This window comes from Streptomyces sp. NPDC048352, assembly GCF_040651895.1.
Lineage (GTDB): Bacteria > Actinomycetota > Actinomycetes > Streptomycetales > Streptomycetaceae > Streptomyces.
This window is the reverse complement of the sequence record NZ_JBEZKZ010000004.1, coordinates 88,962-110,958: the sequence shown is the minus strand read 5'-3', so window position 1 is coordinate 110,958 and position 21,997 is coordinate 88,962. Positions and strand designations below refer to the sequence as shown.

Below are 21,997 nucleotides of genomic sequence, written 5' to 3'. Positions count from 1 at the left end.
GATAGCGTGCCGGTATGACGATGACAAGCAAGCGGCGGGTCCTGTACCGGCAGGGCACGGGGTTCTGGCGGATGACGGCGAAGTGGGTTCTGGTCTTCGGGGCCCTGAGCCTGCTGGACGGCGGGTTGCTCCGAACGTGGGGCGACGCTCTCGTCTGGCCGGTGATCGGGGTCCTGCTGTGGGTGCCCTGCGGGATCGGCGTCGTCTGGTACTCGAAGAAGGACCAGAAGGTCACGCTGACGGCGTCCGAACTGCGCGTCCGGCGCAAGCGGCTGCCGATGGGGGAGGTGAACCTCCTGCACGTGGCGCGGCTGTGGTTGGAGGGGCGGTCGACCGCGGACGACCAGCCGGTGTCGGAGTGGATACGGGTCGACCGGGTGGTGTGGGTGCCGCTGAACGACGGCCGGGCCTTCGGCGTGGAGTTCCGGGATCCGGCCGCCTTCGCCAAGGTTTTCGGCGCCTTCGCGGTCGCGGCGTGCGGCGGGCCGGAGGTCGTCCGCGCGAGGGCCGCGGCGGCCACCTACCCGCAGCCGCGCCCGGTACGGGCCCGCACTGCGGGCGACGGCACCTGGGTGGATGTCCTGGACCTCTTCTGAGAGCCGGACGTCCACGCCGCCGGGCACCCCGGCCGGGGTGCCCGGCGCGGCTCAGTGGACGGAAAACCCGCCGTCGACGAAGATCGTCTGCCCGGTGACGTAACCGGATGCGCGGCCGGCCAGGAAAACCGCCGCTCCGGCGAAGTCCTCGGCCAGGCCGTTGCGCCCGACCATCGTGCGCGCCGCCAGCGCCGCCACCTTCTGCGGGTCGGACGCCAGCCGCGCGTTGAGCGGCGTCATGACGAAGCCGGGCACCAGCGCGTTGCAGGTGACGCCGTAGGGCGACCACGCCTCGGCCTGAGAGCGGGCCAGCGACTCCAGGGCCCCCTTGGAGACCCCGTAGGCGCCGCTCTGGACGAACGCCCGGTGCGCCTGCTGGGAGGTGATGTGGATGATGCGCCCGAAGCCCCGCTCGGCCATGCCGGGCCCGAACCGCTGCCCCAACAGGTAGGGCGCCTCCAGGTTCACCGCCATCGTGGCGTCCCACACCTCATCGCCCAGCTCGCCCATCGGCGGCCGCAGGTTGATTCCCGCGCTGTTGACGAGGATGTCCGGCTCCCCGAACACTTCCGCCGCCTCCTCCGCCGCCGCGCGCACCCCGTCGCGAGTGCCCAGGTCGGCGCTCACCCAAGCCGCCCGGCAGCCGTCCGCCGCCAGCTCGTCGACCGCGGCGGCCAGTTCCGGCTCCTTGCGCGCCACGACGACCACGCTCGCCCCCGCTCGCGCCAGAGCCCCGGCGATGGCCCGGCCGATGCCGGAACTGCCGCCCGTCACCAGGGCGACCCGGCCGTCCAGCGCGAACAGTTCGGAGAGGTAGCTGTGCGAGCTCATGCCCGCACCCTAGACCGCGCGGTGACGACGGGCAGCGTCCGGGGGTGAACGCACGAGGCCCCGGACGCGGGCGTTCTCATGCCCGCCCTTGCGAGTAAGAAACACATAAGGATGGAACGCATGGACGAGGGACGGCCGGGCAGAAGGCGCTTCGGAGGTTGATAACTATGGTTCCCCTGCTTCTCGTTCTTCTGCTCGCTCTGATCCTCTTCGGTGCCGGATTCGCGGTGAAGGTCCTCTGGTGGGTCGCCATCGCGGTTCTGGTCCTGTGGCTGATCGGCTTCGTCGCCCGTCCCAAGGGCGGCCGCGGCCGCTGGTACCGCTGGTAGCCGCACGGCACCTGTGGCCTGCACCCCCCGAAGGGGGGTGCAGGCCACTGTCATGCCGCCGTACCCCGGGGCGGAAATGGACCTGACGGGGTGAAAGCGGACGCGGCGGGTATCCGGGGAGTCAACCGGGGCGGTCGCCGTGACGCAGCAGGGAACCTGCTCACCTCCAGGATCGACGGCCGTCCCGGCCCCTGATACCGCAGTGGAGCCCGATCGGCGGTGACCCGGTCGACGCAACCGCCCCTGGGGCCTGACGCTCGGCATGGCAGCCGCGCCCCTCGGGTCAGGGGAGCAGGGACGCTACGCCGTCAAGGATCCGCTGCAGGCCGAAGTCGAGCGGGTCCCCGCCCCGCGGGACGAAGGCGCCCTCCGCGACCGCTGACGTGAGCGCGGGAAAGCGGTCCGCGTGGCGCTTCACGACGTCGGCCGTCAGGCGGGCCCATTCCTCGCTCTCCGCCTCGTCGTGGTCGGCCGTCTGCTGGGCGATGTTGCGGATGTGGCCCACGAGCAGCAGGAAGGTTTCATGCCGCTGGGCGGCCGACAGGCCGGTCCCGGCCAGTGCGGCCAGCGCGGTGTCCAGCCAGCCGAGTTGGTGGGGGCCCATGATCTGGCGCCGCATGCCGGTGGCCGCGAGGATCCACGGGTGGCGGCGGTACACGGCCGAGCACTGGCGCGCCCACTCGGTCAGCTGAGGGCGCCAGCCGCCGGGAATGTCCGCTACGGGGACCGGCGGGCCGATCGCGAGGTCGACCATCAGATCGACGAGTTCGGCCTTGCCGGGGACGTACCGGTAGAGGGCCATCGCGGTGACGTCGAATTCCTTGGCGATCCGCGCCAGCGAGACCGCGTCCAGACCCTCCTCGTCGGCGATCCGGATCGCGGCCCCGGCGATCCGGTCCGCGGTCAGTGAAGGCTTCGGCCCGCGGCTCGGCTGTCCCTGTTCGCCCCACAGCAGCGCGAAGCTCGCCTTCGCGCCCCCCTGGCTCCCCGCCGGCTTCCGGCTCATCTCCCACTCCTCACCGTCACCTGTTGACGTCCCCCGCACTAACTGTTTATATCGTATAGCTAACTGCTTACGACATATACAGTTCTGGGGAGCCACCGTGATCGCAGTAGTCCTCGCCACCTCCGCAGCCGCACTCCTCGCCGCACCCGCGGCCGGGCTCCTCGGCCACCGCGCCCTGAAGCGATCCCGGAACGCCTCCGCCATGACGATCGACAGCCGCAACGGCATCGACGAGAGCGGCTTCGTCCGCATCGGCGGCATCGACCAGTGGATCTCGGTGCGCGGCGAGGACCTGGCCAACCCGGTGGTTCTGGAACTGCACGGCGGTCCCGGCGCCTCGACCGCGATCTTCGGGCCGCGCACCCGGTCCTGGGAGAAGCACTTCACGATCGTCCGCTGGGACATGCGCGGCACCCTCAAGACCCTCGGCCGCGGAGGCGCCGACGGACAGGGCGAGATGACCTTCGAACGGATCTACGCGGACGCGGTCGAGGTCACCGACCACATCCGCACCCGCCTCGGCGTCGACAAGGTCGTCCTGCTCGGCCACTCCTACGGGAGCGTCTTCGGCCTGCGGCTCGCCCGCGAGTTTCCCGAGCGCTACTGCGCGTACGTCGGCACCGACCAGAACATCCACGACTCCGGCCGCGACGACTCCGTCCACCGGGCGTTCCTCACCCGGCTCCGGGCGACCGGAAAGCACAAGGAACTCGCGGCCGTCCAGGCCCTGGACGCCGACCGGCACCGCTGGAGCGCCCGCGAGCGCGCGATGTACGCCAAGCTGGCGGCGACCAGCGACCCGCTGACCCTGGACACGATGAAGAAGGTCGTCATGGGGTCCCTGTGGCTCTCGCCGCTGCACTCGCTGCGCGAGCTGACGTACTTCCTCAAGGGCATGAGCTTTTCGGAGCAGGTCGCCGCAGGCCCGTCGGGGTTCGACGACTGGGCCGACGGCACCGGGTTCGCGATCCCGTTCTTCGTCTTCCAGGGCGAGAAGGACGTCCTCACGTCGCCCGCCCTCGCCCGCCGCTTCTTCGACGACGTCCAGGCCCCGGTCAAGGGCTTCGCACTGATCGACGACTGCAGCCACTTCGCGGCGTTCCGCCGGCCGGAGCGATTCCTCGAGCTCCTGCTGGCCCACGTGCGGCCGGCGGTGGTCGCCCCGGAGCCGGCGGCCGCCGCACCCGTCCGGCCGGGTAGCGGATCGGCGGGCTGACGACGGCCGCCGGCGCCCGGCCGCGGAGCCCGGGGCGGGAAACCGTTTGGCGGACCGCCGCGACCACTGCTACGTTCCCGGAGGCCGTGCAGGAGAACGAGGAGGTGGTACCCGTGAACGCAGTATCGACGTGGGTGCTCCCCTCCGGGGTCACGGTCGGGCGATAGGTCGTCCGGGAGCGCCGTTCAACAGCACTCCCGAAAGGCACGACCGTGCACTTCACTTCTGAGCAGCGCCTCGACGACAACGTCCTGGAGCGCGAGTTCACCCTCGGCGAGATCCCCGGCATCCTCTGGGCGCCCGCATCCACACCCGCACCGCTGCCGCTGATCCTGCTCGGCCACCCCCCGCTCGGACTGCGCAGGATGTACCCCCGGCTGGTGGCGCGGGCCCGGCACGCCGTGGCGGACGGCTTCGCCGCAGCCACCATCGAGCTTCCCGGAAGCGGTGACCGGCCCCGGTGGGAGGCCGCCGAGCAAGCCCGCGCCGACCTGCGCCGGGCCGTGGAAGCCGGCGAGCCGGTCAGCGACGAGATCATCGATGCGCTCGTCCTCCCGCTTGTCGACAGGGCGGTCCCGGAGTGGCGGGCGGCCCTGGACGCCCTCCTGGCGCTGCCAGGGATCGGCGGCCCGGTCGGGTACTCCGGGGGAGTGATCTCCATCGGCGTCCGCCTTGCGGTGGTCGAGCCGCGCATCGCGGCCGCCGTACTCTTCGCCGGGAGTTTCGTACCTCGTGCCATGTTCGAGGAGGCCCGCCGGGTCACCGTTCCGCTGCACGTCCTGCTGCAATGGGACGACGAAGGGAACGACCGTCAAGCGGCCCTGGACCTGTTCGACGCCTTCGGCTCCGAGGAGAAGTCCCTCCACGCCCACATGGGCGGCCACACCGGCGTCCCGCAGTCCGCGGCGGAGGCGGCAGCCCGGTTCTTCACCCGCCACCTCAGGTGAGAACGATCGGCCCGCGTCCTGTTCCCCGTATCTGTGTTCGGTTAGGCTTACCTTGCCTGCGATGGGACAGGTGTCGGGTTCCGGCGCCGCAGGCGGTGATCCGGAGGACGGAACGGGCAGGGGCAGGGTGCAGATGAGAGACGGTGGCCGGGGTTCCGTCGCGCCGCTCGGGAGGAGGCGTCGTGGATGAGATCGCGCTCACGGCCGGAGCCCTGTACGCCATCGTCCTGCTCCGTGCCGGAGGGACGTTCGCCGTCGGGTGGCTCGCCGGCGCCGGTGCCCGGCGCAGCAGGCTCGCCGAGAGGATCTCCTCGGCGAAGTTCCGGCGCGTCGAGCGGGCGATCCAGCGGTGGGGTGCGCCGGTGGTCGCCGTCTCCTTCCTGACCGTCGGACTCCAGACCGCCGCCAACTTCCTCGCCGGCAGCATGCGCATGCCATTGCCCCGCTACCTCCCCGCCCTGTTCGTGGGCGGGGCGGCCTGGGCGTTGATCTACGCGACGGCGGGGCTCGGCGTGCTCGAAGTGCTGGGCAGGCTCTTCGCCGAGCGGACGGCCCTCGGGGTGTCCGCCGTGGCCGTTCTCCTCCTCGCGGTGTGCGGGGTGCTGGTGTACCGCAGACGACGGGCGGCCCCGACCCCCGGTGACATCGCGGCCGAGAAAGCGTGAGACCGTCCCGGCCCCGGAGCCGCGGTTACGCCAGGTCGGCAGCGGCCGCGGCGGCGGCCGCTTCCGGGGCGAGGACGAGGAAGTCGTCGTGCGTGCGGACCCGGACCCCCGGCCGGTCCTCGGCCAGGGCGGCGATCATCGCCGCGGCCAGCCTCCCCGCCGGCACCGGCCGGTACGGGCGGGCAGGCCCGGCGAGCAGCGGCGCCAGCACGGTCGCGGCGGTACTGCCCAGGCCCTCGCCCCGGCGGTGCGAGGGGCGGCGGCCGAGAATGAAGGAGGGCCGGAAGAACTCCGTCTGCGGGTAGCCCAGGGCCGTCACCTCCGCCTCCATGTCCCCCTTGACGCGCAGGTAGAAGGTCCGGGAGCCGGATCCGGCACCGACCGAGGAGACCACGGCGATGCGCTCGGCTCCCGCGTCCCGGGCCAACTCGGCCACGTGCACGGTGTGGTGCTGGTCCACCTCGCGGAAGGCCTCCTGCGAGCCGGCTTGCCGGATGGTGGTGCCCAGCGCGCCGTACACGTCCGTCTCGCCCCCCGGCCCGGCCGGGAGGTCGTCGGCGCCGAGCTTGGCGAAGTCCACCACCCGGGCGTCGAGCCGCGGGTGTTCGAGTCCGAGCGGGCGGCGGGCCAGCACGGTGACGCGGTCGTAGCGCGGGTCGCGCAGCAGCCGCGCGAGCAGTTGTCCGCCGACGAGTCCGGTGGCTCCGACCAGGAGCGCGCTGCGGGTCACGGGGGGTCCTTTCCGCCGCCGACGGCCGGCCCGCCGGATTCTCCGCAGGATGTCACATCCCTACGGCCACCCCGGCGCATCTCCAAGCCGCGGCGGGGAGCGAGTGGTTGGAGTACGTACTGCCCGTACGGCAGAACCCGTTGCCCGCCTTCGAGCCCCGTGAGATCATCGAGCCCCAGCGGTCCGTCTCTTTTCCCTCTGCGCCTCGGGGCGCAGCCGAAGGAGTGCGGGCCGCAGTCATGTCCACGGTTTGCGTGATCACCGATCACCAGGATCTGCGAACGACAGGGTTGATGTACACCACAGAGATGGCAGAAGCCTGCCTCGAGGATGCCGGCAACATCCTGGTCGCGCCTCCGGTCTTGCACGACGATGACGCGGTCAGGGATTTCTTCGGCTCCACGATCACGCCGGAAGACCTGATCTCCGGTTCGCCCGACCTCGCGCAGAAGACCGTCTACCTGTGTGGTGACGTGTCCGGGATCGGCAGCCGCCACCTGCGTTCGGCTGCCCGTGTGTTCGTCATCCGGGAGCTGTCACACGGTTGCAGCGAGGACGCCGACGGACCGTGGACCTTCGTCGACGCCGGCCGGGTTCCCCTGCGGGTGCACGGCGTGGGCGTGTACTACCGCCGGTTCTTCGGACCCGGCGCCGATCACTTCGGACGGATCCGTGCGGAGCACGCGTTCCAGTCCCTGACGGAGTCCACCAAGCCGGGAACGGCCCGGCGCAGCGGAATCTATCTGACGCCCGTCACGCGGGACGGTGACGAACTGCATTTCCGCCTGCTCCGGTGTTCCACGAACCTTTCGGGTCCGACCGAGAGCTTCGGCCCGACCGACACGCTCATGGTCGAGGACCTGAACCGCGAGGCCGCCGCCGTTTTCCGGAACCAGGCGCCGCTCAATCACGTCCTCGCCCAGATTTACCACAACACCCCTGCCACGGCCGGGAGCAAGCAGTCCAAGGCCAGGATTTCGGCCCATGCCGACAAGACCAAGGACATGCCCGTCAACGGCGTCATGGCCTTCTGTACCTTCTATGACCGGCTCGACACCCTGCAGCCGCTGGCCGAAGACGCCTTCGACCGCGGCGTGAAGGGTGTCAGCGGGCTGACGAGGATCCACTTTCGACTCAAGGAGCCGACCGGAGAACGCGGGGGGATGGCGCTCCCCCCGCAGTTCACCCTGACCCTTTATCCCGGCTCGGTCTTCTTCATGCCGCTGTCCACCAATCGCCTGTACACCCACGAAATCCGGCCCTCGGCACTGGACGCCGCTTTGCTCCCGACCCGCCTGGGATACGTGGTGCGCTGTTCGCGAGCCGAAGCGGTCCACAAGAACGGCCGCACGTTCCTCAAAGCGGCCGGAGGCCTGGTCGAACTCGAACCACCCACACCGGCCGGCATGGACGAGCTGCGCGGGCTGTACGCCGAGGAGAACAGGACCTCGTCCTTCATCGACTACGGCGATGAATTCCTTTTCAGTATGAACACGGGAGACTACCTTGCCCCCCGGATCTAGTATCTCGGATCAGATCCTGTCGTCCACGGTGTCAACCGAGGAGGACCTCTTCGCGGAGCTGTACGCCTCGGCGCGCTGGGAAGACGTGGGCAGAGGCCGGCGGGGCGCCGTGCTTGCCCGCGTCGACGAGGCGGGCGGGGTGCCTCTCGTCCGTACGACCACCCGGTACAACAGCCCGGCGCAGCGTTTCCGAGCCGTGCACGAGCGGCTGGCGCAGCGGGTCCAGGAACGTGCGGCGCTTCCGGCCGGCTTCAACAACGCCCTCATCGAGACGTACACGAACGCTTACACCACCATGGGCAGTCATTCGGATCAGGCCCTCGATCTGGCCGGCGAATCGTACATAGCCGTCTTCTCCTGCTATCGGCATCCCGAGGCGAGCCCGCCGAGGAAGCTGATTTTCGAAACAAAAGAGTCCGGCGGTGAGAAGTTCGAGATCGCCCTCGCCCACAACAGCATCGTCGCCTTTTCCGTCGCCTTGAATCGGCGACTCAGGCACAAGATCGTATTGGACACGCCGGTCGAGGCGGTGGACAACCCATGGCTGGGTGTCACGTTCCGGACGGCAAAGACCTTCCTTCGGTTTCGCGACGGACACGCGTACCTGCCGCAGGGTGAGCGCCTGATGCCGGCCGACGACGAGCAGAGGCGCGAGTTCTTCCAGCTGCGGCGACGTGAGAACAACGAAGCGGATTTCGTCTACCCGCCGCTGACGTACACCGTCAGCGAGAGCGATCTGATGCCGCCCGTCTGACCTTGCGCCGCCTGTTGTCCGCCGCTGCGGGGAACAACAGGCGGCGGATGCGGCCTGCGGGCCCCTCGGCGTCGGGGCGAGGACCCTTGTCGAACGCATCTCCGCCCGCTCGAACAACCGGAAGCTTCGGCGCGTACGCCGCCCGAGGGTGACCGCCGTCACCGCTCCGCCCCGGCCCCTGACCGCCGCAAAGGCGGTGTTACATGCCTGTTATTTCGGGCAACTGCTTCGAGGTGGAAAGCCACCGCAACCGAAAGCAGAAGCCGAGGTGAGCCGCGTGAATCGCTGGGAGAACAGCACAGCAGTTGTGCCGGCAAAGGAAGTCGTCCGCCTCTCGACGCGCCGGCCGGGAGCCGTCGCGGAGGCGCGCAGGCGGGCGCGCGGGTTCCTGCGAGGTCTGGAGCCGGCCGTCGGGGAGGATGTGGGCGACGCGGTCGTGCTGGTCGTCTCCGAGCTGGTGACCAACGCCCTGCGGCATACGGGCGACGCGTGCTCTTTCGAACTGGTGGCCGATGAAAGTCATGTCGACGTCTGTGTGCGTGACGCCAGCTCCCGTCTCCCGCTCATGCGTCCCCCCGACGTGAGCGGTGAGGCGGGCGGGTTCGGACTGTCGTTGGTGCACCGCCTGGCTCAAGCGGTCACCGTGACCCGCGAGGGGAGCGGCGGGAAGGCCGTCCGTGCCCGCATGGCGCGCCGTTCGGCTCTGTCGGCGCCCGGGCACAGGGCGATCGAACACGCGTAGCTCCGTCCTCAAGCGTGGGCGCCGCGTTGTCGCGCACCTTCTCGATTCACCCGTAACGTCTCGACAGAATGGCCTTCACCATGACGAACTTCCTGGCCGTGGAGCGCGCTGTACGCACGGCAGCCCCGGACGATCTCCTCGGTACGCTCCGTGCCGCGCTGGTCGAGCACTTCGAGGCGAGCGCGGTGGAGCTGCTCATGGCGGATTACAGTCTCACCTGTCTGCAACCCGTGACCTCACTGCCCCACACCGCGGAGCCGCTCCCCGTCCAGAGCACCCCCGAGGGCAGGGCCTTCGCCAGTCAGGAGCCGTACCGCCAGGACGCGGCCGAGAACGGCGCCGTCGATCTGCATCTGCCCGTCACGGTACGGGGCGACCGGTTGGGGATCTTGACGGTGCGCCTTCCCGAGCGCAGATGCACGTCAGAGGCGGTCAATGAACTCAGGGAACTGGCAGAGCTGTTGGGACACGAGATCATCGTGGCCGAACGCGACACCGACCTGTACCTCCAGGCGCGCCGGGCTTCCCGGCTCACTCTGGCCGCGGAGATGCAGTGGCAGATGCTGCCCGCTCGTTCCTGTGCCCGTCCCGAGTACGCGATCGGCGCCCAGCTGGAGCCTGCTTACGACATCCACGGCGACAACTTCGACTGGTCCACCACCGGGGAGACCCTCACCTTGACCGTCACCAACGGGATGGGCAAGGGGATCGAGGCCTCACTGCTGACGAACCTCGCCATCAACGCCCTCCGCAACGCCCGTCGGGCGGGCATCGGGATCGCCGATCAGGCTGCTCTGGCCGACCAGGCCATCTACGCCCGTTACCGGGGCTCGGAGTACGTCTCCACGCTCCTGCTGTCCGTCGAACTGGCCACGGGGCGCGGGCACGTCGTGGACGCCGGCTCTCCGCAGCTGTGGAGGCTGCGGGACAAGACGGTGGAGCGCCTGGAGCTGGAGGCACAGCTCCCCCTGGGCATGTTCGAGGAGACCCCTTATGTGATGCAGGATTTCGACGCGCTGCCCGGCGACCGGCTGGTCTTCGTCAGCGACGGGGTGTACGCGGCCGCTTCCGCGGGCGGAGAGGCGTACAGCGAGCGGGCGCTGGCCCGGGCCATCCAGGCCACCCGTCTGCTGCCTGCCGCTGCGGTGCCGCGCGGCATCCTGCAGGAACTGGCCGTGCACCGTGGCGCGGACGCGGAGGACGACGCCCTGGTGCTGTGCATGGACTGGTTCGGCCGCGCAGCCGCGGGCTGAGGGGCCCTGGCCCCGCCGCCGGGCGGCATCCGCCGGTCAGGCGATGTCGCAGATGTCGTTCGCGGCGGGAGCCTCTTCGGTGACGCCCATGTGTTCCAGGGCGGCACGGTGGAACGCGGTCATGCCCTCGAAGAGGGCTCGCTGCTGCGCGGGCGACATGCGGGTGAGGACTGCCTGGAGCTCGCCCGCCCGGGCGGCGCGTACGGACGCGAGGACGGCGCGTCCCCCGCGGCTGAGCCGCACTTCCAGTTCCCGCCGGTTGGACGTGGCGCGGGAGCGGTGGATGAGGCCGGCGGCTTCCAGCCGGTCACACAGCCGGCTGACGGACGGCGGCGTCGAGCCGAGTACTTCGCCGAGGTCGCGCAGGTTCACGCCCTCCCGCTCGTCGATCACGGTGAGCGCGCGCAGCTGGGACGGCGGAACAGCGGTCATGGCTTCCTGACCGCGGCCCCAGAGCAGGTCCAGCATCTCCAGGAGAGCGGACGCCTCGAGAGCCACCTGTTCAGGGTGGGGGGACGGCAACGGGAAGGCGTGCGGCATCGCACTAATCTAGTCACCCCTGCGGGCGTTTGCCAGCCCGCTCGCGTGTGCCCGTCCGCGGCACACGGGCTTCTGCCCGGCGGGATGCCGCTCCGGCTCATCTGTTCGGTCCCCTCATTCTGAAGGCCAGGGCCAGGGTGTCGTCGGCGTGGTACACGATGGTGTGCATGTCGGCTGCGATGGCGGCGGGAATCTCGGCCACCGGCAGGTGGGCGTGGTCGCGCAGTGCCTGGACCAGCCTGCGCTCGCCTTCGATCATGTCCCGGCGGCTCTCGGTGAGCCCGTCGGTGTACAGCAGCAGCAGGTCTCCCGGTGCGATGGGGACGGTCAGGACCGTGTCACTGCCCGGAGACGGGAAGCCGATGCCTCTGCCCTTCACCTCCAGGTAGTGCGCCGTGCCGTCGGCCCGCAGGAGGAGGGCGGGCGGATGGCTGCCGTTGGCCAGTTGCAGTTCTCCGGTGGCCGGGTCGAGCCGGCCCAGGAGCACGGTGGCCATCAGGTCCGCGTCGATGGGCTTCAGGAGGTCGTGCGTGCGGGCCAGGAGCGACTGCAGGGAGTGCCCCTCCAGTGCCAGCGCCCGCACGGCGTGGGTGACGGTGATGGCGCTGCGGGTGCTGGTGACGCCGTGGCCCAGCGCGTCGACGACGGTGACGTGGACGGTCCCGTCGGGCAGCACGAACCAGTCGTACAGGTCTCCGCCGGTGGGGGCGGCCGGGTCGGCGGGTGCGTAGTGGACGGCGAGTTCGAGGCCGTCGACCTGCGGTGGTGGAGGGCGCAGTGCGTCCTCGAGCTCGCGCAGCACCCGGCCGTGGGCGCTGCGCAGCTGCTCTTCCTGCTCTTCGAGCTGTACGTAGAGGGCGAGGACGCCGGCGTTGGTCTCGGCCAGTTCGTGCTTGAGGAGCCGGTGGTCGGCCGCGAGCGAGTCCGCGAGGGCGAGTGCGGCGCGCATCTCCTCCTCGGCGTCGGCCTGGGCGTCTGCGTCGGCGCGGGCGTCGGCCCACGGCGCGGGGGACATCCGCTGCCGGGGCGGGGGGAACCGGCCGGGGGAGTGCGTGAGGGCGGTCCGCCAGGTGGCGGAGTTCGCCGTGGTGGTGGGGGCGGGCAGCGCCAAGCCGTCGCAGGGCAGGGCCGTGGCTGCGCGGGGGGCGGTCAGTGTGACGACGAGCTGGGCGCCGTCCTGTCCGGAGCCGCTGTCGCAGGCGGCGGTGAGCTCGACGTGATGTCCGGCCTCGAACTGCTCCGTGGCTAGCTCCGTGACGGCCAGGACCAGACGGCCGCGCACCTCGGCGGGCAGCCGGTGGTGGTGGGCGAGAGCGCGTACGGCCCGGCGCAGGGCCGTCACATCGCGGAAGGTCTCACCGTTCGTCATCGTGGGCTGCGGGGCTGGGCCGCGACCACCGTGGCGTCGTCACGGGTGCGGTGGTAGCCGTGTACGAGGGCGGCGGCGAGCAGCGGGGCCGGCAGGCGCAGGAGATGGGGCGGCGGGGTGTGGGCCCAGCGGAGGTCGATGCCGTCGCTGTGGAGTACGACAGTGGCAGCGCCGGTGAGGGGGAAGGCGTGCGTCCGGGGTGCCGGCATCCGCCAGCCGACCGTACCGGGCTGGCCGGTCAGCCGGTGGTGGACCTCGTCCGGACCGAGGGCCACGGCCCGGACGTTTCCGACGCCGCAGTACTCGGCCTCTCCGGCGCTCAGCCGCAGCAGGCCGACGGCGGCGCCGCGGGTGTGGCGCAGGGTCCGGTGCATGGCGGTCATGATCTCCGTGAGCGGGTGTGCGGCGTGGGTCCGGAAGGTGCGCACCGCCGCCTGTGCGGCCTCGGCCGCGTCGGGGCCGTGCCCGAGGCCGTCCACCACGGCAGCGGTGCGCGGGCCGGGGAGGTCGGTGACCGCAGCGGCGTCCCCGCACTGGTCCTCGTTCGCCGCGGGCAGGCTGAGGAGTCCGACCGCCTCCCGGGCCGCCTCGCGGGCGTGGGGCAGCGTGAGCCGGGCGCAGATCAGGGTTCCGGTGCCGGCCCGCGTGCTGATGGCGAGGTCCGTGGCGATGCGGCGGACGGCGCCGAGGCCCGCGCCGAGGGTGCCCTTGGTGGTGTAGCCGTCGGTGAGGCAGCGTTCGAGTTCGGCCATGCCCGGCCCGCGGTCCGCGGCCAGGATCTCCAGGCCGCCGCCCAGCGGCAGCGGCTGGAGGTAGAGGCTGCCGTCGACGGCGTGCTTGTCGAGGTTCCCGGCGAGCTCGGAGGCGAGGACCGCCGCCTGATCCGGCATGGCACCGGGCAACCCGCATTCCCGTGCGAGGGCCCGGGCGGTTTCGGCGGCGTCGTGCACGGCGCTGTGGTGATCGATCCGTACCCGGCGGGTCGCCGGCGCGGGGGAGCTGGCCATCAGTGCGTCCACCTGTCGTGTTCACTGGTCTGGTCGATGCCCCGTCCGCACGGCGGCGGGCCGCATCGAGGGGCGGGTGCCGCATGCGAGCGCTCGGTGCGTGCCTCGGCGAAGACGGCGGCGGCCCTGTCGTCGAGTCGGTCGGGCGGAGCGGTCAACGGGGCGTCTCCGAGCAGCTGATCGCGACCCGTGCGTCCTCGCCGTGCCCGCTCGGAGCGGCTCGTTGCGGCGGTGGCAGGACCCGGCGACCGGTGAGGCTCCCTTGCACCTGGTGCTCTGCGCGTTGGCGGGCAGGGACCGCGCTGCTGATCACGAGCGTGCCTTTCGGGCAGGGGACCGGGGCCCGTCGCACGCCCCGATGGTTGCCGGACGGTAATTGTTGCCCTGTGGCAACTATAGGCACGGTGGCCCGCCCAAGGGAAGCCGGACCCGCACCGGCCGGTCACCGGCCGCGGGCTGCCCGGCCCTGAAATCCTGGTGGGCCGGAGCGATATGAAGGCCGACCGGCGGCCCGGCGCGCGGCTGCTCCCCACCTTCCCGGCCCGGAGGCGTTCCTCGCCGCCCGGGACAGGGGTTGCTCGTGGTGTCGTCCCATACGAGCGGGATACGGCCGCCCCAGGAGGCATACTCTCGTCAGAGAGGGCAGACGCGGGAGACCCCGCGCGGAGGCGGTGGCGGTTGCCGGCGGCTTCTGGGGGCATTGCACCTGCTCATGGAGGCGACCGCCACAATGGACCGCGCGCAACCGGCCCACGATCCTCTGGACGAGGCGTCCCGTGCGGTCGCGGACGCCGCCGAGGCGTTGGTGGACTGCTGGAACCGCGCGGGCCAGAACTCCGCAACCCGCCTTTCGGCCCTGCAGGTCCGGGCGCTGGTGGCCGTACGGCGTGTGCCGGGAGCCAATCTCTCCCGGCTGGCGGAGATGGTCGGCGCATCGGTTCCGGCGGCGAGCAGACTGTGCGACCGGCTCGAGGCCGCGGGCTTCCTGCGCCGCGACCGCGCCGCCACCGACCGCCGCGAGATCGGCCTCTCCCTGACCAAGGACGGCGCGGACGCCCTCCTGTCCCTGTCCGAACGGCGCGCGGAAGACCTGCGCGATGTTCTGCAGCACATGCCGGACGAGGAACGGGACGCCCTCCTGGCCGGTCTGCGCGCTTTCACCCGCGCCTCGCACCCCCCGGACAGTGCTCCGCCCGACCGCGCCCCTGGACGATGACGCCCTCGGCCGTACCCGTCACGCAGGTTGAGGCGGCGCCGCCGGCGGTACGCCAGATGTGATCCGGACGGCCAGGGCGAGGGTGTCGTCCGCGTGCCGGACGACGGAGTGCATGTCCGCGGCGATGGCGGCGGGGACTTCGCGCAGGGGGCGGCCGGCGTGCGTCCGGGCCGACGTGATGAGGCGGCGCCCACCTTCGACCGGATCCTCGCGGCTTTCGACGAGTCCGTCGGTGTACAGCAGGAGCAGGTCACCGGGGGCCAGGCGTTCCCTGCGTACTCCCTCACTGCCCGAGCCGGGGTGTCCGATGCCCCTTCCCCGTGCCGGGAGGTACCGGGCGGTTCCGCTCGCACGCACCAGAACCGGTGCGGGGCGCCCGCCGTTGGCGATCTGGAGGTCCCCGGTGACGACGTCCAGCCGGGCTAGGAGCACCGACGCCATCAGATCGGCATCGAAGGACATGAGGAGGTGGTGGCTGCGGGCGAGGACGGAGTCCAGCGAATGCCCCTCCAGGGCCAGGGTGCGTACCGCGTGGGTGACGGTGATGGCGGTCCGGATGCCGCGCACGCCGTGGCCCAGGGCGTCGACGACGGTGATGTGCACCGTGCCGTCCGGCAGGGTGAACCAGTCATACAGGTCGCCGCCTGTCGGGGCGCCGGGATCGGCGGGGGCGAAGTGCACGGCCAGTTCCACCCCCTCGACCTCCGGCGGTTCGGGGCGCAACGCGTCCTCCAGTTCCCGCAGCACCCGTCCGTGCGCCTGGCCGGCCTCTTCCTCCCGCTCTTCCAGGTGGACGTAGAGGGCCAGGACCCCGGCGTTGGTCTCCGCCAGTTCGTGCTTGAGGCGCCGGCGTTCGGCCGCGAGCCGGTCCGCGAGGGCCAGAGCGGCACGCAGTTCCTCGTCAGCCGCTCTCGTGTGGTCAGCCGGTGAGCCGGGGCCGGGCGCGGGCCGGTCGGCGCGCAGCGTTGCGGCGGGGAGCGCGGATGCCGCGGCCGGCAGGGCGATGTTCCAGGTCACCGAGGTGGCGGACGCGACCAGTGCCGTCAGTGCGAGCCCGCCGGCCTGCAAGGGACATCCTGTCCGGGGAGCGGTCAGGGTCACCGCCAAGTGGGCGCCGGTGCCCGACGCGTCGCGGACGGCGGTCAGCGTGACGGGATGCCCGGCCTCGAATTCGGGGGCGGCCATGTCGGTGACGGACAGGACGAGACGCCCCCGCAGGTCGGCGGGCAGCCGGTAGACCGCTGCCAAGTCGCGCACCTCTTCGCGCAGCGGGGCCAGAGCCCAGAACAGCCGGCTCATGGCCGCGTGGTCCGAGCCGCTACCGCCGCCGCCGTGCCGGCGCTACTGTGCGAACGCCCCCTGGGCGGGCTCCGCAGGGGCCGGTGCGGGGGAAGCCGGACGCCCGGGGCGGGCCGCCCCGCGGCGCGCGGCGCGTCGTGCACCGCTCTTCCCGCACCCGGAAGCGGCGCCGATGACACCCCGCGGGCGGTCAACGCCGCCACCGTGTGGTGGTGATCGTCGTACCGGCGCCCGGCTCCGTGCGCACCTCGAACTCGTCCATCAGGCGGCGGGCTCCGCCCAGCCCGTGGCCCAGGCCCGCCCCCGTGCTGTAGCCGTCGGTCAGGGCGGCCGCCAGATCGGGGATGCCCGGTCCGTGGTCGCTGACCGTCAGGCGCAGCCCGGTGCGTCCTTCTTCCCGCGCGGAGTCGATCCGCAGGCTCCCGCCGCCGCCGTGGACGTAGGCGTTGCGCGCCAGTTCGCTGGCCGCGGTGACCACGCGGGTCTGGTCGATGATGGAGAAGCCGGCCGCCACCGATGCGGAACGGACGGCGTGCCGGACCATGAGCAGGTCGTCCTCCGTGGTCAACGGGATCAGGACGGGTCCGCCGTCGCGGACGGCCGGCTGCGGGGCATCCGGACGGCCGCCGTCCCTGGTGCGCCTGCCGTCAGCCAGTGGCCTCATGGGGCGCCCCTTCCCGGGGCGGCGGTGTCCGCGTCCAGCCCAGCGCGGCCATGCCCTGTTCGGCGTGCAACGCGGTTTCCACGCCGGTCAGTTCCAGCCCCAGCTCCACGAGGGTGATGGCCACCGGAGGGCGCATCCCCGCGACGATCACCCGGGCTCCCAGCAAGCGGGCCATGCTCGTGACCTCCATCAGGTTCCGTGCCACGAACGAGTCGATGATCTCCAGGCGGGAGATGTCGATGAGGACACCCCGTGCCTGATCGGCGGAGATCCGCTCGGTGAGCTCCCGCGCGAAGGCGACGGCCGACGTGTCGTCCAGCTCGTCGAGCAGCCCGGTGACCAGCACGTCGCCCAGGCGCAGGATCGGCACGGCCGAGGAGGGCGCCGTCACCGGATGACCGGAGCGCGGGGTGCCGGCGCGGAACCGCCGGTGATCTTCATGGCTTCGGACAGGGCCTCGGCGAGCGTGGCCCGGGTGAGGATGTCGAAGAGGTCGATGCCCAACTGTGCGATGGTCTGGGCGATGGAGGGACGGATCCCGCTGATGACGCAGTCCGCACCCATCAGGCGCACCGCCCGCACGGTCTGCATCAGGTGCTGGGCAACAGCCGTGTCGACGGTCGGGACCCCGGTGATGTCGATGATCGCGACCTGGGCGTCCTCGTCCTGGATGGCCTGGAGCAGGTTCTCCATCACCACCTGGGTGCGCGCGGTGTCCAGGGTGCCGATCAGCGGCACCGCGACGACCTGCCGCCACAGCCGGACGACGGGCGTCGAGACCTCCAGCAACTGCCGGCTCTGCCGCCCGATGATGTCCTCGCGGCCTTCCACGTAGGTGGCGAAGGACAGCGCGCCGGCCGCGTCGAGGAGCCGGTTGATCAGCAGCGCCGCGGCGAGCAGGGTGTGGGCGTCGTCGATGCTCTCCCGGACGATCCCGAGCAGGACCTCCTTGAGAGCCAGGACCGACATCGACGTCGCCGTCGGCGCCGCCCCGGCCCGCGCCCGGCGCAGCGACAGGTCCCGGACCGCCTCGCGCAGTTCGCGGTGCTCGGCCACCACCTGCTCCACGGGCAGGGCGCTGTCCAGGCCGCCCAGGAGCGCGGAGGCCAGAGCGTCCGCCTCGTCACACAGGTCGCGCTCGCTGTTCGCGGGATCCATGGGGGCCCGCTCCGTCTGGTGCAGGACCCAGCGGTCAGCTATGTCGTCGGCCCGCCCCTTCAGCGACTCCACCACGAGGCGGCGGACATCGGCCGTAACGGCCGCACTGCTGACCACGCAGGTCTCCCTTCACTGGCTGCCCGAGCGCCCCCGTCGGCACCAAGAGTTGATGAACGGCAATAGTTGCTCCACGGCAAATATACGCACAGCGAGCCCCGCGGGGAAAGGTCGAACAAGTCATTACGGGCGGAACCGGCCGAAGACGAAGTCCGATGCGGAAGGCGGCTCGGCTGCCGCGTCGCGGCGCAGCCTGCCGGGGCGTCACTCGTCAGGCGGCCCCCTCGCGCTCGGACGCCTTCCGCGTCCTCACCCCGCCGACGACGAGCGCCAGCCCCACGACGACGACGCCGAGGTAAGCGGCGGACGGAAGGTCGACGACCTTGTGCAACCAGCCCCACTCCGTACCGAAGAAGGTCTGCGAAGCGAAACTGACGAGCCCCTGGGCCCCTACGACGTAGCCGATGCTCTCGACGGTGTATCCGATGGTTGTTCGCACGGATCAACCCTCTCGCGACGCCGCTGCGAGATCGTCCACCGCAGGACTGAAACCCCAGTAGGCCGAAGGGTGCAGTCGCCGGGGGCGGCAGCCCGCCGGGGAGACGGCCAAAACGAGTCCGGTCGTTGGCCTGAACGTTCGCTTACCGTGACCGTGATCAGGCACGATGACACATCGTGCTCATGAACCTCGTCAGTGTCATCGGTCTCGCCGTCCTCCTCTGGGCGCTCGTCAGTACCGCGCGCAACGCCCGGCGCAACCGGAAGGCCGGGCGCTTCGACGCCGCCGCCTACGGCCTCGTCCCCCGCGAACAGCTCGACACCCGCCACTCGGGGCCGCCCCGGGACGAGCCCGCGCTGCGCCAGGCCGTCGAGTCCGCCTTCGACGGCGCATGGGCGCCGGCCGCAGCGATGCTCGCGGCGGCCTCGGAGTCGCAGGACTGGGCCGAGCGCTGGCGGCTCGTCCAGGTGTTCGCGGACGTCTGCGTCGAGGACGAGCGCTGGCTGCGCATCTGGCGCGCGACGCGCCCCCAGGACGCGGACGCCGTCGTCGTCCACGCCCACTCCATCCTGCTGCGCGCCTGGGAAGCCCGCGGCGAAAAGGACATCAGGCACACCTCCGACGAGCAGGTCGCGAGCTTCGCCGAGCTCCTCCCGACCGCCGTGCACGCCGCCGCAGAAGCGGCACGGCTGGCACCGCACGACCCGTCGCCGTGGATCACCATGATCGCCGCCGCGCGGGGACTGGGGCTCCCGCACGACGAGTTCCGACGGCTGTGGGGCGAGGTCGTCAGCCGCGCACCGCACCACTACGACGCCCACTGGCACGCCCTCCAGTACTGGTGCCAGAAGTGGTGCGGCTCCCAGGGACTGATGTTCCAGTTCGCCAGGGCGGCGGCCGAGTCCGCCCCGCCCGGCAGCCTGCTGACCGGGATCCACCTCCACGCCGTGTACGAAGCCGCCCGCCAGGAGGGCGAGGGGGCCTACCGCACCTGGGCCACCGCGTCCATGCTCGCCCGCGTGCGGGAGGACCTGGCACAGGCCGCTCCGGACGACCGACTGCTGCCCTCCGTACGGCACCTGTACGCCGCCGCACTCGTGAAGACGGGCCGCTTCCCCCAGGCCCTGGAGCAGTTCCGGCTCATCGGCGGGTGGTGCGGCGCGGCACCCTGGGACGACCACTCCGATGTCGCCGCCGCCTTCGACCACGCCCGCGGACTGGCGGCTCTGCACTCCCGTTCCACGGGCTGAGCCGGTTCACGGACCCGCCGTACGGCGGGTCCGTGGCGTACGGCGGGTCAGCCGCCGACGTGGATGCCGGGCCGGCGCTCGGGGTCGGGTTCGTTGCTGCGGATGATCTCGCGGGTGACCGGGGCGGTGTCGCCGCGGCCGAGGAGGAAGTAGCGGACCATGTGGACCAGCGGGCTGCCCTCGGCCCAGGCGAAGTAGCAGTGCGGCTGGACCTTGGTGACGTCGCGCAGGGCCAGCAGGATGGCGGCGATGGCGTTCGGGGCGGCCGGGGCGTCGGCGCGCAGGATCCGGTAGCCGTCCACTTCGACGCCGCGGACCGTGAGGGTGTCACTGAAGTCGGAGGGGTCGACGACGTCGATCTCGAGGAAGAGGACGTCCGCCTGCCCGGGTACCGGATTGACGCCGCGCTGTTCGCGCTCCTTGGCGCTGTACTCGGCATGGTCGCCGCCCTGGCGGCGGTTGGCGATGATGTTGATGGCCCCGTCGTGGGCCAGGGTGTCGTCGATGAAGCGGCGTGCGTTCTCGTCGAAGACGATGCGGTCGGCGCGCAGTTCGGTGGTGCGTGAGACGCGGGAGACCAGCGAGACGACGATGATCCCGGCGATGAAGAAGGCGGAGATGGCGATGCCGTCGGGCTTGTCGACGATGTTGGCGACCAGGGCGTAGAGCAGGACCGCGGTGAGCAGCCCGAAGCCGACGGTGGTGGCGCGCCGGCGTCGGCGGGCGACGGAGACGGTGACGGCGAACGCACCGGAGACCATCATCGCCAGGATGCCGGTGGCGTAGGCGCCGGCCTGCTTGTCGACGTCGGCGTTGAAGGCGATCGTGATGAGGATGCACAGGGCGGTGTAGACGATCACGACGGGGCGTACGGCGCGTCCCCATTCGGGGGCCATGCCGTAGTCGGGAAGGTAGCGCGGGACGATGTTGACCAGCCCGGCCATGGCGGAGGCCCCGGCGAACCAGAGGATGAGGATGGTGCTGATGTCGTAGACGGTGCCGAAGGCCTCTCCGACGTGTTCGTGGGCGAGCCACGCCAGGGCCCGGCCGTTGGCGGCGCCTCCGGGTTCGAACGCCTCGTGGGGGATGAGGAGGGTGGTGACGAAGCTGGCCGACAGCAGGTAGACGCTCATCACGAGGGCGGCGGTGGTCAGCAGGCGGCGGGCGTTGCGGACCCGCGCGCGAAGCCGCTGTTCGGGGTCTTCGCCGTCGGCGGCGACGAGGGGCATCATGCTCACGCCGGTTTCGAAGCCCGACAGGCCCAGCACGAGAAGGGGGAAGGCCAGGAGCGCGGGCCCCATCAGCTGCCCGAAGCCCCCTCCGCCGTCGAACAGGGCGTCCGTCCACTGCGACCAGGCGCCGGGGGTGGTGAAGACGTGGACCAGGCCGACGCCGATGACGACGGCGTTCAGCGCCAGGAAGACCGCGACCAGCGGAATGGCCACGCTGACGGCTTCACTGAACCCGAGCAGGAACACCCCGCCCAGCACGAGCAGCAGCACCACCGTCAGGGCGACCTCGTGACCGTGCAGCGCGGCGGGGAAGAAGGGGTTCTCCACCACGTGCACGGATGCGTCGGCCGTGGACAGTGTGATCGTGATGATCCACGAGGTCGCCACGAAGCCGAGCAGGACCAGCACGAACAGCTTGCCCCACCAGAACGGCAGCAGGTCCTCCAGCATCGCCACCGATCCGGCTCCGTTGGGGCTCTCCTTCGCCACCCGCCGGTACATCGGCAGCATCCCCAGCAGGGTCAGCGCCACGAGCAGCAGGGTCGCCAGGGGGGAGACCGCCCCGGCGGCGAGTGCGGCGATCGCGGGCACGTAGGCCAGGCTGGAGAAGTAGTCCACGCCCGTCAGGCACATCACCTTCCACCACGCCTGCGGCTCGGTGTGGCCTTCACCGGCCGCCGGCCCCACCGGCTGGACCCGGTGGCGCAGCATCCACCGCGCCAGACCGCCGGACGGCTGTTTCGCGGCGGCAGGGCTGTCCACCACCTCCGGCATCACCAGCCGACTCGTTTCCTTCATGTCCCCCATCAACCTTTCCTGGCCTACGTGGCATGCGTGCGTGACGGCCGCCGGGCCCTCGGGGCCGTGCGACGATCACCGAGTATGGGGCCGCCCGAGCCAGGGCCTTCACCCCGGGGCGGTCTCCCGTACCGCTTCCTGCCCCGTCTGCCCCAGCCGTCACTGGGCACCCCTGTCACGCCGCCGGACGTCAACAGCCCGTCCCGGGGCGGGTCCAGCCGGGAGCCGGCCCTCCCCGCCCGTCCCGCCTGCCCGGCGCCCGAAGGACACAGCAGGGCGCGCGACCGGATCCCGGCGCGGGAAACCCTTAACGCAT

Annotated in this window: 23 protein-coding genes; 11 read left to right on the top strand and 12 right to left on the bottom strand. The window is 71.4% G+C overall.

Going from position 1 to position 21,997, the window contains the following annotated elements; genetic code table 11:
• The first annotated feature begins 14 nt into the window (after positions 1–14).
• Positions 15–596, top strand: a complete 582-nt coding sequence (locus AB0D45_RS03990) for a hypothetical protein (RefSeq protein ID WP_362455164.1) — start codon at positions 15–17, stop codon at positions 594–596.
• Between the two features lie 51 nt (positions 597–647).
• On the opposite strand, the gene AB0D45_RS03985 is transcribed toward AB0D45_RS03990, so the two are convergent.
• Positions 648–1,427 (bottom strand): SDR family oxidoreductase, encoded by a 780-nt coding sequence (locus AB0D45_RS03985; protein ID WP_362455163.1) that lies wholly within the window; start codon positions 1,425–1,427, stop codon positions 648–650.
• Positions 1,428–1,594: 167 nt separating this feature from the next.
• On the opposite strand from AB0D45_RS03985, the gene AB0D45_RS03980 reads away from it, so the two are divergent.
• Complete coding sequence (locus AB0D45_RS03980) at positions 1,595–1,756, top strand: hydrophobic protein (RefSeq protein ID WP_362455162.1); 162 nt, start codon at positions 1,595–1,597, stop codon at positions 1,754–1,756.
• 283 nt (positions 1,757–2,039) lie between these two features.
• Here AB0D45_RS03980 and AB0D45_RS03975 read toward each other — a convergent pair whose 3' ends face one another.
• A complete protein-coding gene (locus AB0D45_RS03975) occupies positions 2,040–2,762 on the bottom strand; it encodes a TetR/AcrR family transcriptional regulator (protein WP_362455161.1) in 723 nt (240 codons plus the stop codon).
• Positions 2,763–2,859: 97 nt separating this feature from the next.
• Here AB0D45_RS03975 and AB0D45_RS03970 point away from each other — a divergent pair, with 97 nt between their 5' ends.
• The 3 genes from AB0D45_RS03970 (at position 2,860) to AB0D45_RS03960 (ending at position 5,590) form a co-directional block, all read left to right on the top strand.
• Positions 2,860–3,978 carry an alpha/beta hydrolase gene (locus AB0D45_RS03970; protein ID WP_362455160.1) on the top strand — a complete coding sequence of 373 codons (1,119 nt, stop codon included), beginning with the start codon at positions 2,860–2,862 and terminating at the stop codon, positions 3,976–3,978.
• Between the two features lie 212 nt (positions 3,979–4,190).
• On the top strand, positions 4,191–4,925 hold the full coding sequence (locus AB0D45_RS03965) for an alpha/beta hydrolase (protein ID WP_362455159.1): 735 nt from the start codon (positions 4,191–4,193) through the stop codon (positions 4,923–4,925).
• A gap of 182 nt (positions 4,926–5,107) precedes the next feature.
• Positions 5,108–5,590 carry a VTT domain-containing protein gene (locus AB0D45_RS03960; protein WP_362455158.1) on the top strand — a complete coding sequence of 161 codons (483 nt, stop codon included), beginning with the start codon at positions 5,108–5,110 and terminating at the stop codon, positions 5,588–5,590.
• A 25-nt stretch (positions 5,591–5,615) separates the two neighbouring features.
• On the opposite strand, the gene AB0D45_RS03955 is transcribed toward AB0D45_RS03960, so the two are convergent.
• Complete coding sequence (locus AB0D45_RS03955; protein ID WP_362455157.1) at positions 5,616–6,320, bottom strand: NAD(P)H-binding protein; 705 nt, start codon at positions 6,318–6,320, stop codon at positions 5,616–5,618.
• 293 nt (positions 6,321–6,613) lie between these two features.
• Between AB0D45_RS03955 and AB0D45_RS03950 the strand changes: the two genes are divergently transcribed.
• From AB0D45_RS03950 to AB0D45_RS03935, 4 genes are all read left to right on the top strand, one after another.
• Complete coding sequence (locus tag AB0D45_RS03950; protein WP_362455238.1) at positions 6,614–7,843, top strand: hypothetical protein; 1,230 nt, start codon at positions 6,614–6,616, stop codon at positions 7,841–7,843.
• The gene (locus tag AB0D45_RS03945) at positions 7,827–8,597 is read left to right on the top strand and encodes a hypothetical protein (RefSeq protein WP_362455156.1); all 771 of its coding nucleotides are present in this window, start codon (positions 7,827–7,829) and stop codon (positions 8,595–8,597) included. The genes AB0D45_RS03950 and AB0D45_RS03945 overlap by 17 nt, the downstream gene beginning before the upstream one ends.
• A gap of 148 nt (positions 8,598–8,745) precedes the next feature.
• Positions 8,746–9,339, top strand: coding sequence for an ATP-binding protein (locus AB0D45_RS03940; RefSeq protein ID WP_362455155.1), 594 nt, complete (start codon positions 8,746–8,748; stop codon positions 9,337–9,339).
• Between the two features lie 80 nt (positions 9,340–9,419).
• Entirely contained in the window at positions 9,420–10,592 is a 1,173-nt protein-coding gene (locus tag AB0D45_RS03935) for a PP2C family protein-serine/threonine phosphatase (protein ID WP_362455154.1), read from the top strand.
• A 36-nt stretch (positions 10,593–10,628) separates the two neighbouring features.
• Here AB0D45_RS03935 and AB0D45_RS03930 read toward each other — a convergent pair whose 3' ends face one another.
• The 3 genes from AB0D45_RS03930 to AB0D45_RS03920 form a co-directional block, all read right to left on the bottom strand.
• Positions 10,629–11,132 (bottom strand): MarR family transcriptional regulator, encoded by a 504-nt coding sequence (locus AB0D45_RS03930; RefSeq protein WP_362455153.1) that lies wholly within the window; start codon positions 11,130–11,132, stop codon positions 10,629–10,631.
• A 97-nt stretch (positions 11,133–11,229) separates the two neighbouring features.
• Complete coding sequence (locus tag AB0D45_RS03925; protein WP_362455152.1) at positions 11,230–12,501, bottom strand: SpoIIE family protein phosphatase; 1,272 nt, start codon at positions 12,499–12,501, stop codon at positions 11,230–11,232.
• The gene (locus tag AB0D45_RS03920; RefSeq protein WP_362455151.1) at positions 12,498–13,508 is read right to left on the bottom strand and encodes a SpoIIE family protein phosphatase; all 1,011 of its coding nucleotides are present in this window, start codon (positions 13,506–13,508) and stop codon (positions 12,498–12,500) included. Before AB0D45_RS03920 ends, AB0D45_RS03925 begins: the two co-directional genes overlap by 4 nt.
• 712 nt (positions 13,509–14,220) lie before the next feature.
• Here AB0D45_RS03920 and AB0D45_RS03915 point away from each other — a divergent pair.
• Positions 14,221–14,724 (top strand): MarR family transcriptional regulator, encoded by a 504-nt coding sequence (locus tag AB0D45_RS03915; RefSeq protein WP_362455150.1) that lies wholly within the window; start codon positions 14,221–14,223, stop codon positions 14,722–14,724.
• Positions 14,725–14,742: 18 nt separating this feature from the next.
• Here the strand turns inward: AB0D45_RS03915 and AB0D45_RS03910 are convergent, their stop codons facing one another.
• The 5 genes from AB0D45_RS03910 to AB0D45_RS03890 form a co-directional block, all read right to left on the bottom strand.
• Positions 14,743–16,023 (bottom strand): PP2C family protein-serine/threonine phosphatase, encoded by a 1,281-nt coding sequence (locus AB0D45_RS03910; RefSeq protein WP_362455149.1) that lies wholly within the window; start codon positions 16,021–16,023, stop codon positions 14,743–14,745.
• A gap of 190 nt (positions 16,024–16,213) precedes the next feature.
• The gene (locus tag AB0D45_RS03905) at positions 16,214–16,567 is read right to left on the bottom strand and encodes an ATP-binding protein (protein WP_361604023.1); all 354 of its coding nucleotides are present in this window, start codon (positions 16,565–16,567) and stop codon (positions 16,214–16,216) included.
• 103 nt (positions 16,568–16,670) lie between these two features.
• Complete coding sequence (locus tag AB0D45_RS03900; protein ID WP_361603963.1) at positions 16,671–17,078, bottom strand: STAS domain-containing protein; 408 nt, start codon at positions 17,076–17,078, stop codon at positions 16,671–16,673.
• Positions 17,075–17,962, bottom strand: a complete 888-nt coding sequence (locus tag AB0D45_RS03895; RefSeq protein ID WP_362455148.1) for an STAS domain-containing protein — start codon at positions 17,960–17,962, stop codon at positions 17,075–17,077. The genes AB0D45_RS03900 and AB0D45_RS03895 overlap by 4 nt, the downstream gene beginning before the upstream one ends.
• A gap of 211 nt (positions 17,963–18,173) precedes the next feature.
• A complete protein-coding gene (locus AB0D45_RS03890) occupies positions 18,174–18,401 on the bottom strand; it encodes a hypothetical protein (RefSeq protein WP_362455147.1) in 228 nt (75 codons plus the stop codon).
• A 182-nt stretch (positions 18,402–18,583) separates the two neighbouring features.
• Here AB0D45_RS03890 and AB0D45_RS03885 point away from each other — a divergent pair, with 182 nt between their 5' ends.
• The gene (locus tag AB0D45_RS03885) at positions 18,584–19,651 is read left to right on the top strand and encodes a hypothetical protein (protein WP_362455146.1); all 1,068 of its coding nucleotides are present in this window, start codon (positions 18,584–18,586) and stop codon (positions 19,649–19,651) included.
• Between the two features lie 47 nt (positions 19,652–19,698).
• On the opposite strand, the gene AB0D45_RS03880 is transcribed toward AB0D45_RS03885, so the two are convergent.
• On the bottom strand, positions 19,699–21,681 hold the full coding sequence (locus AB0D45_RS03880; protein WP_362455145.1) for an amino acid transporter: 1,983 nt from the start codon (positions 21,679–21,681) through the stop codon (positions 19,699–19,701).
• Positions 21,682–21,997: the final 316 nt, after the last annotated feature.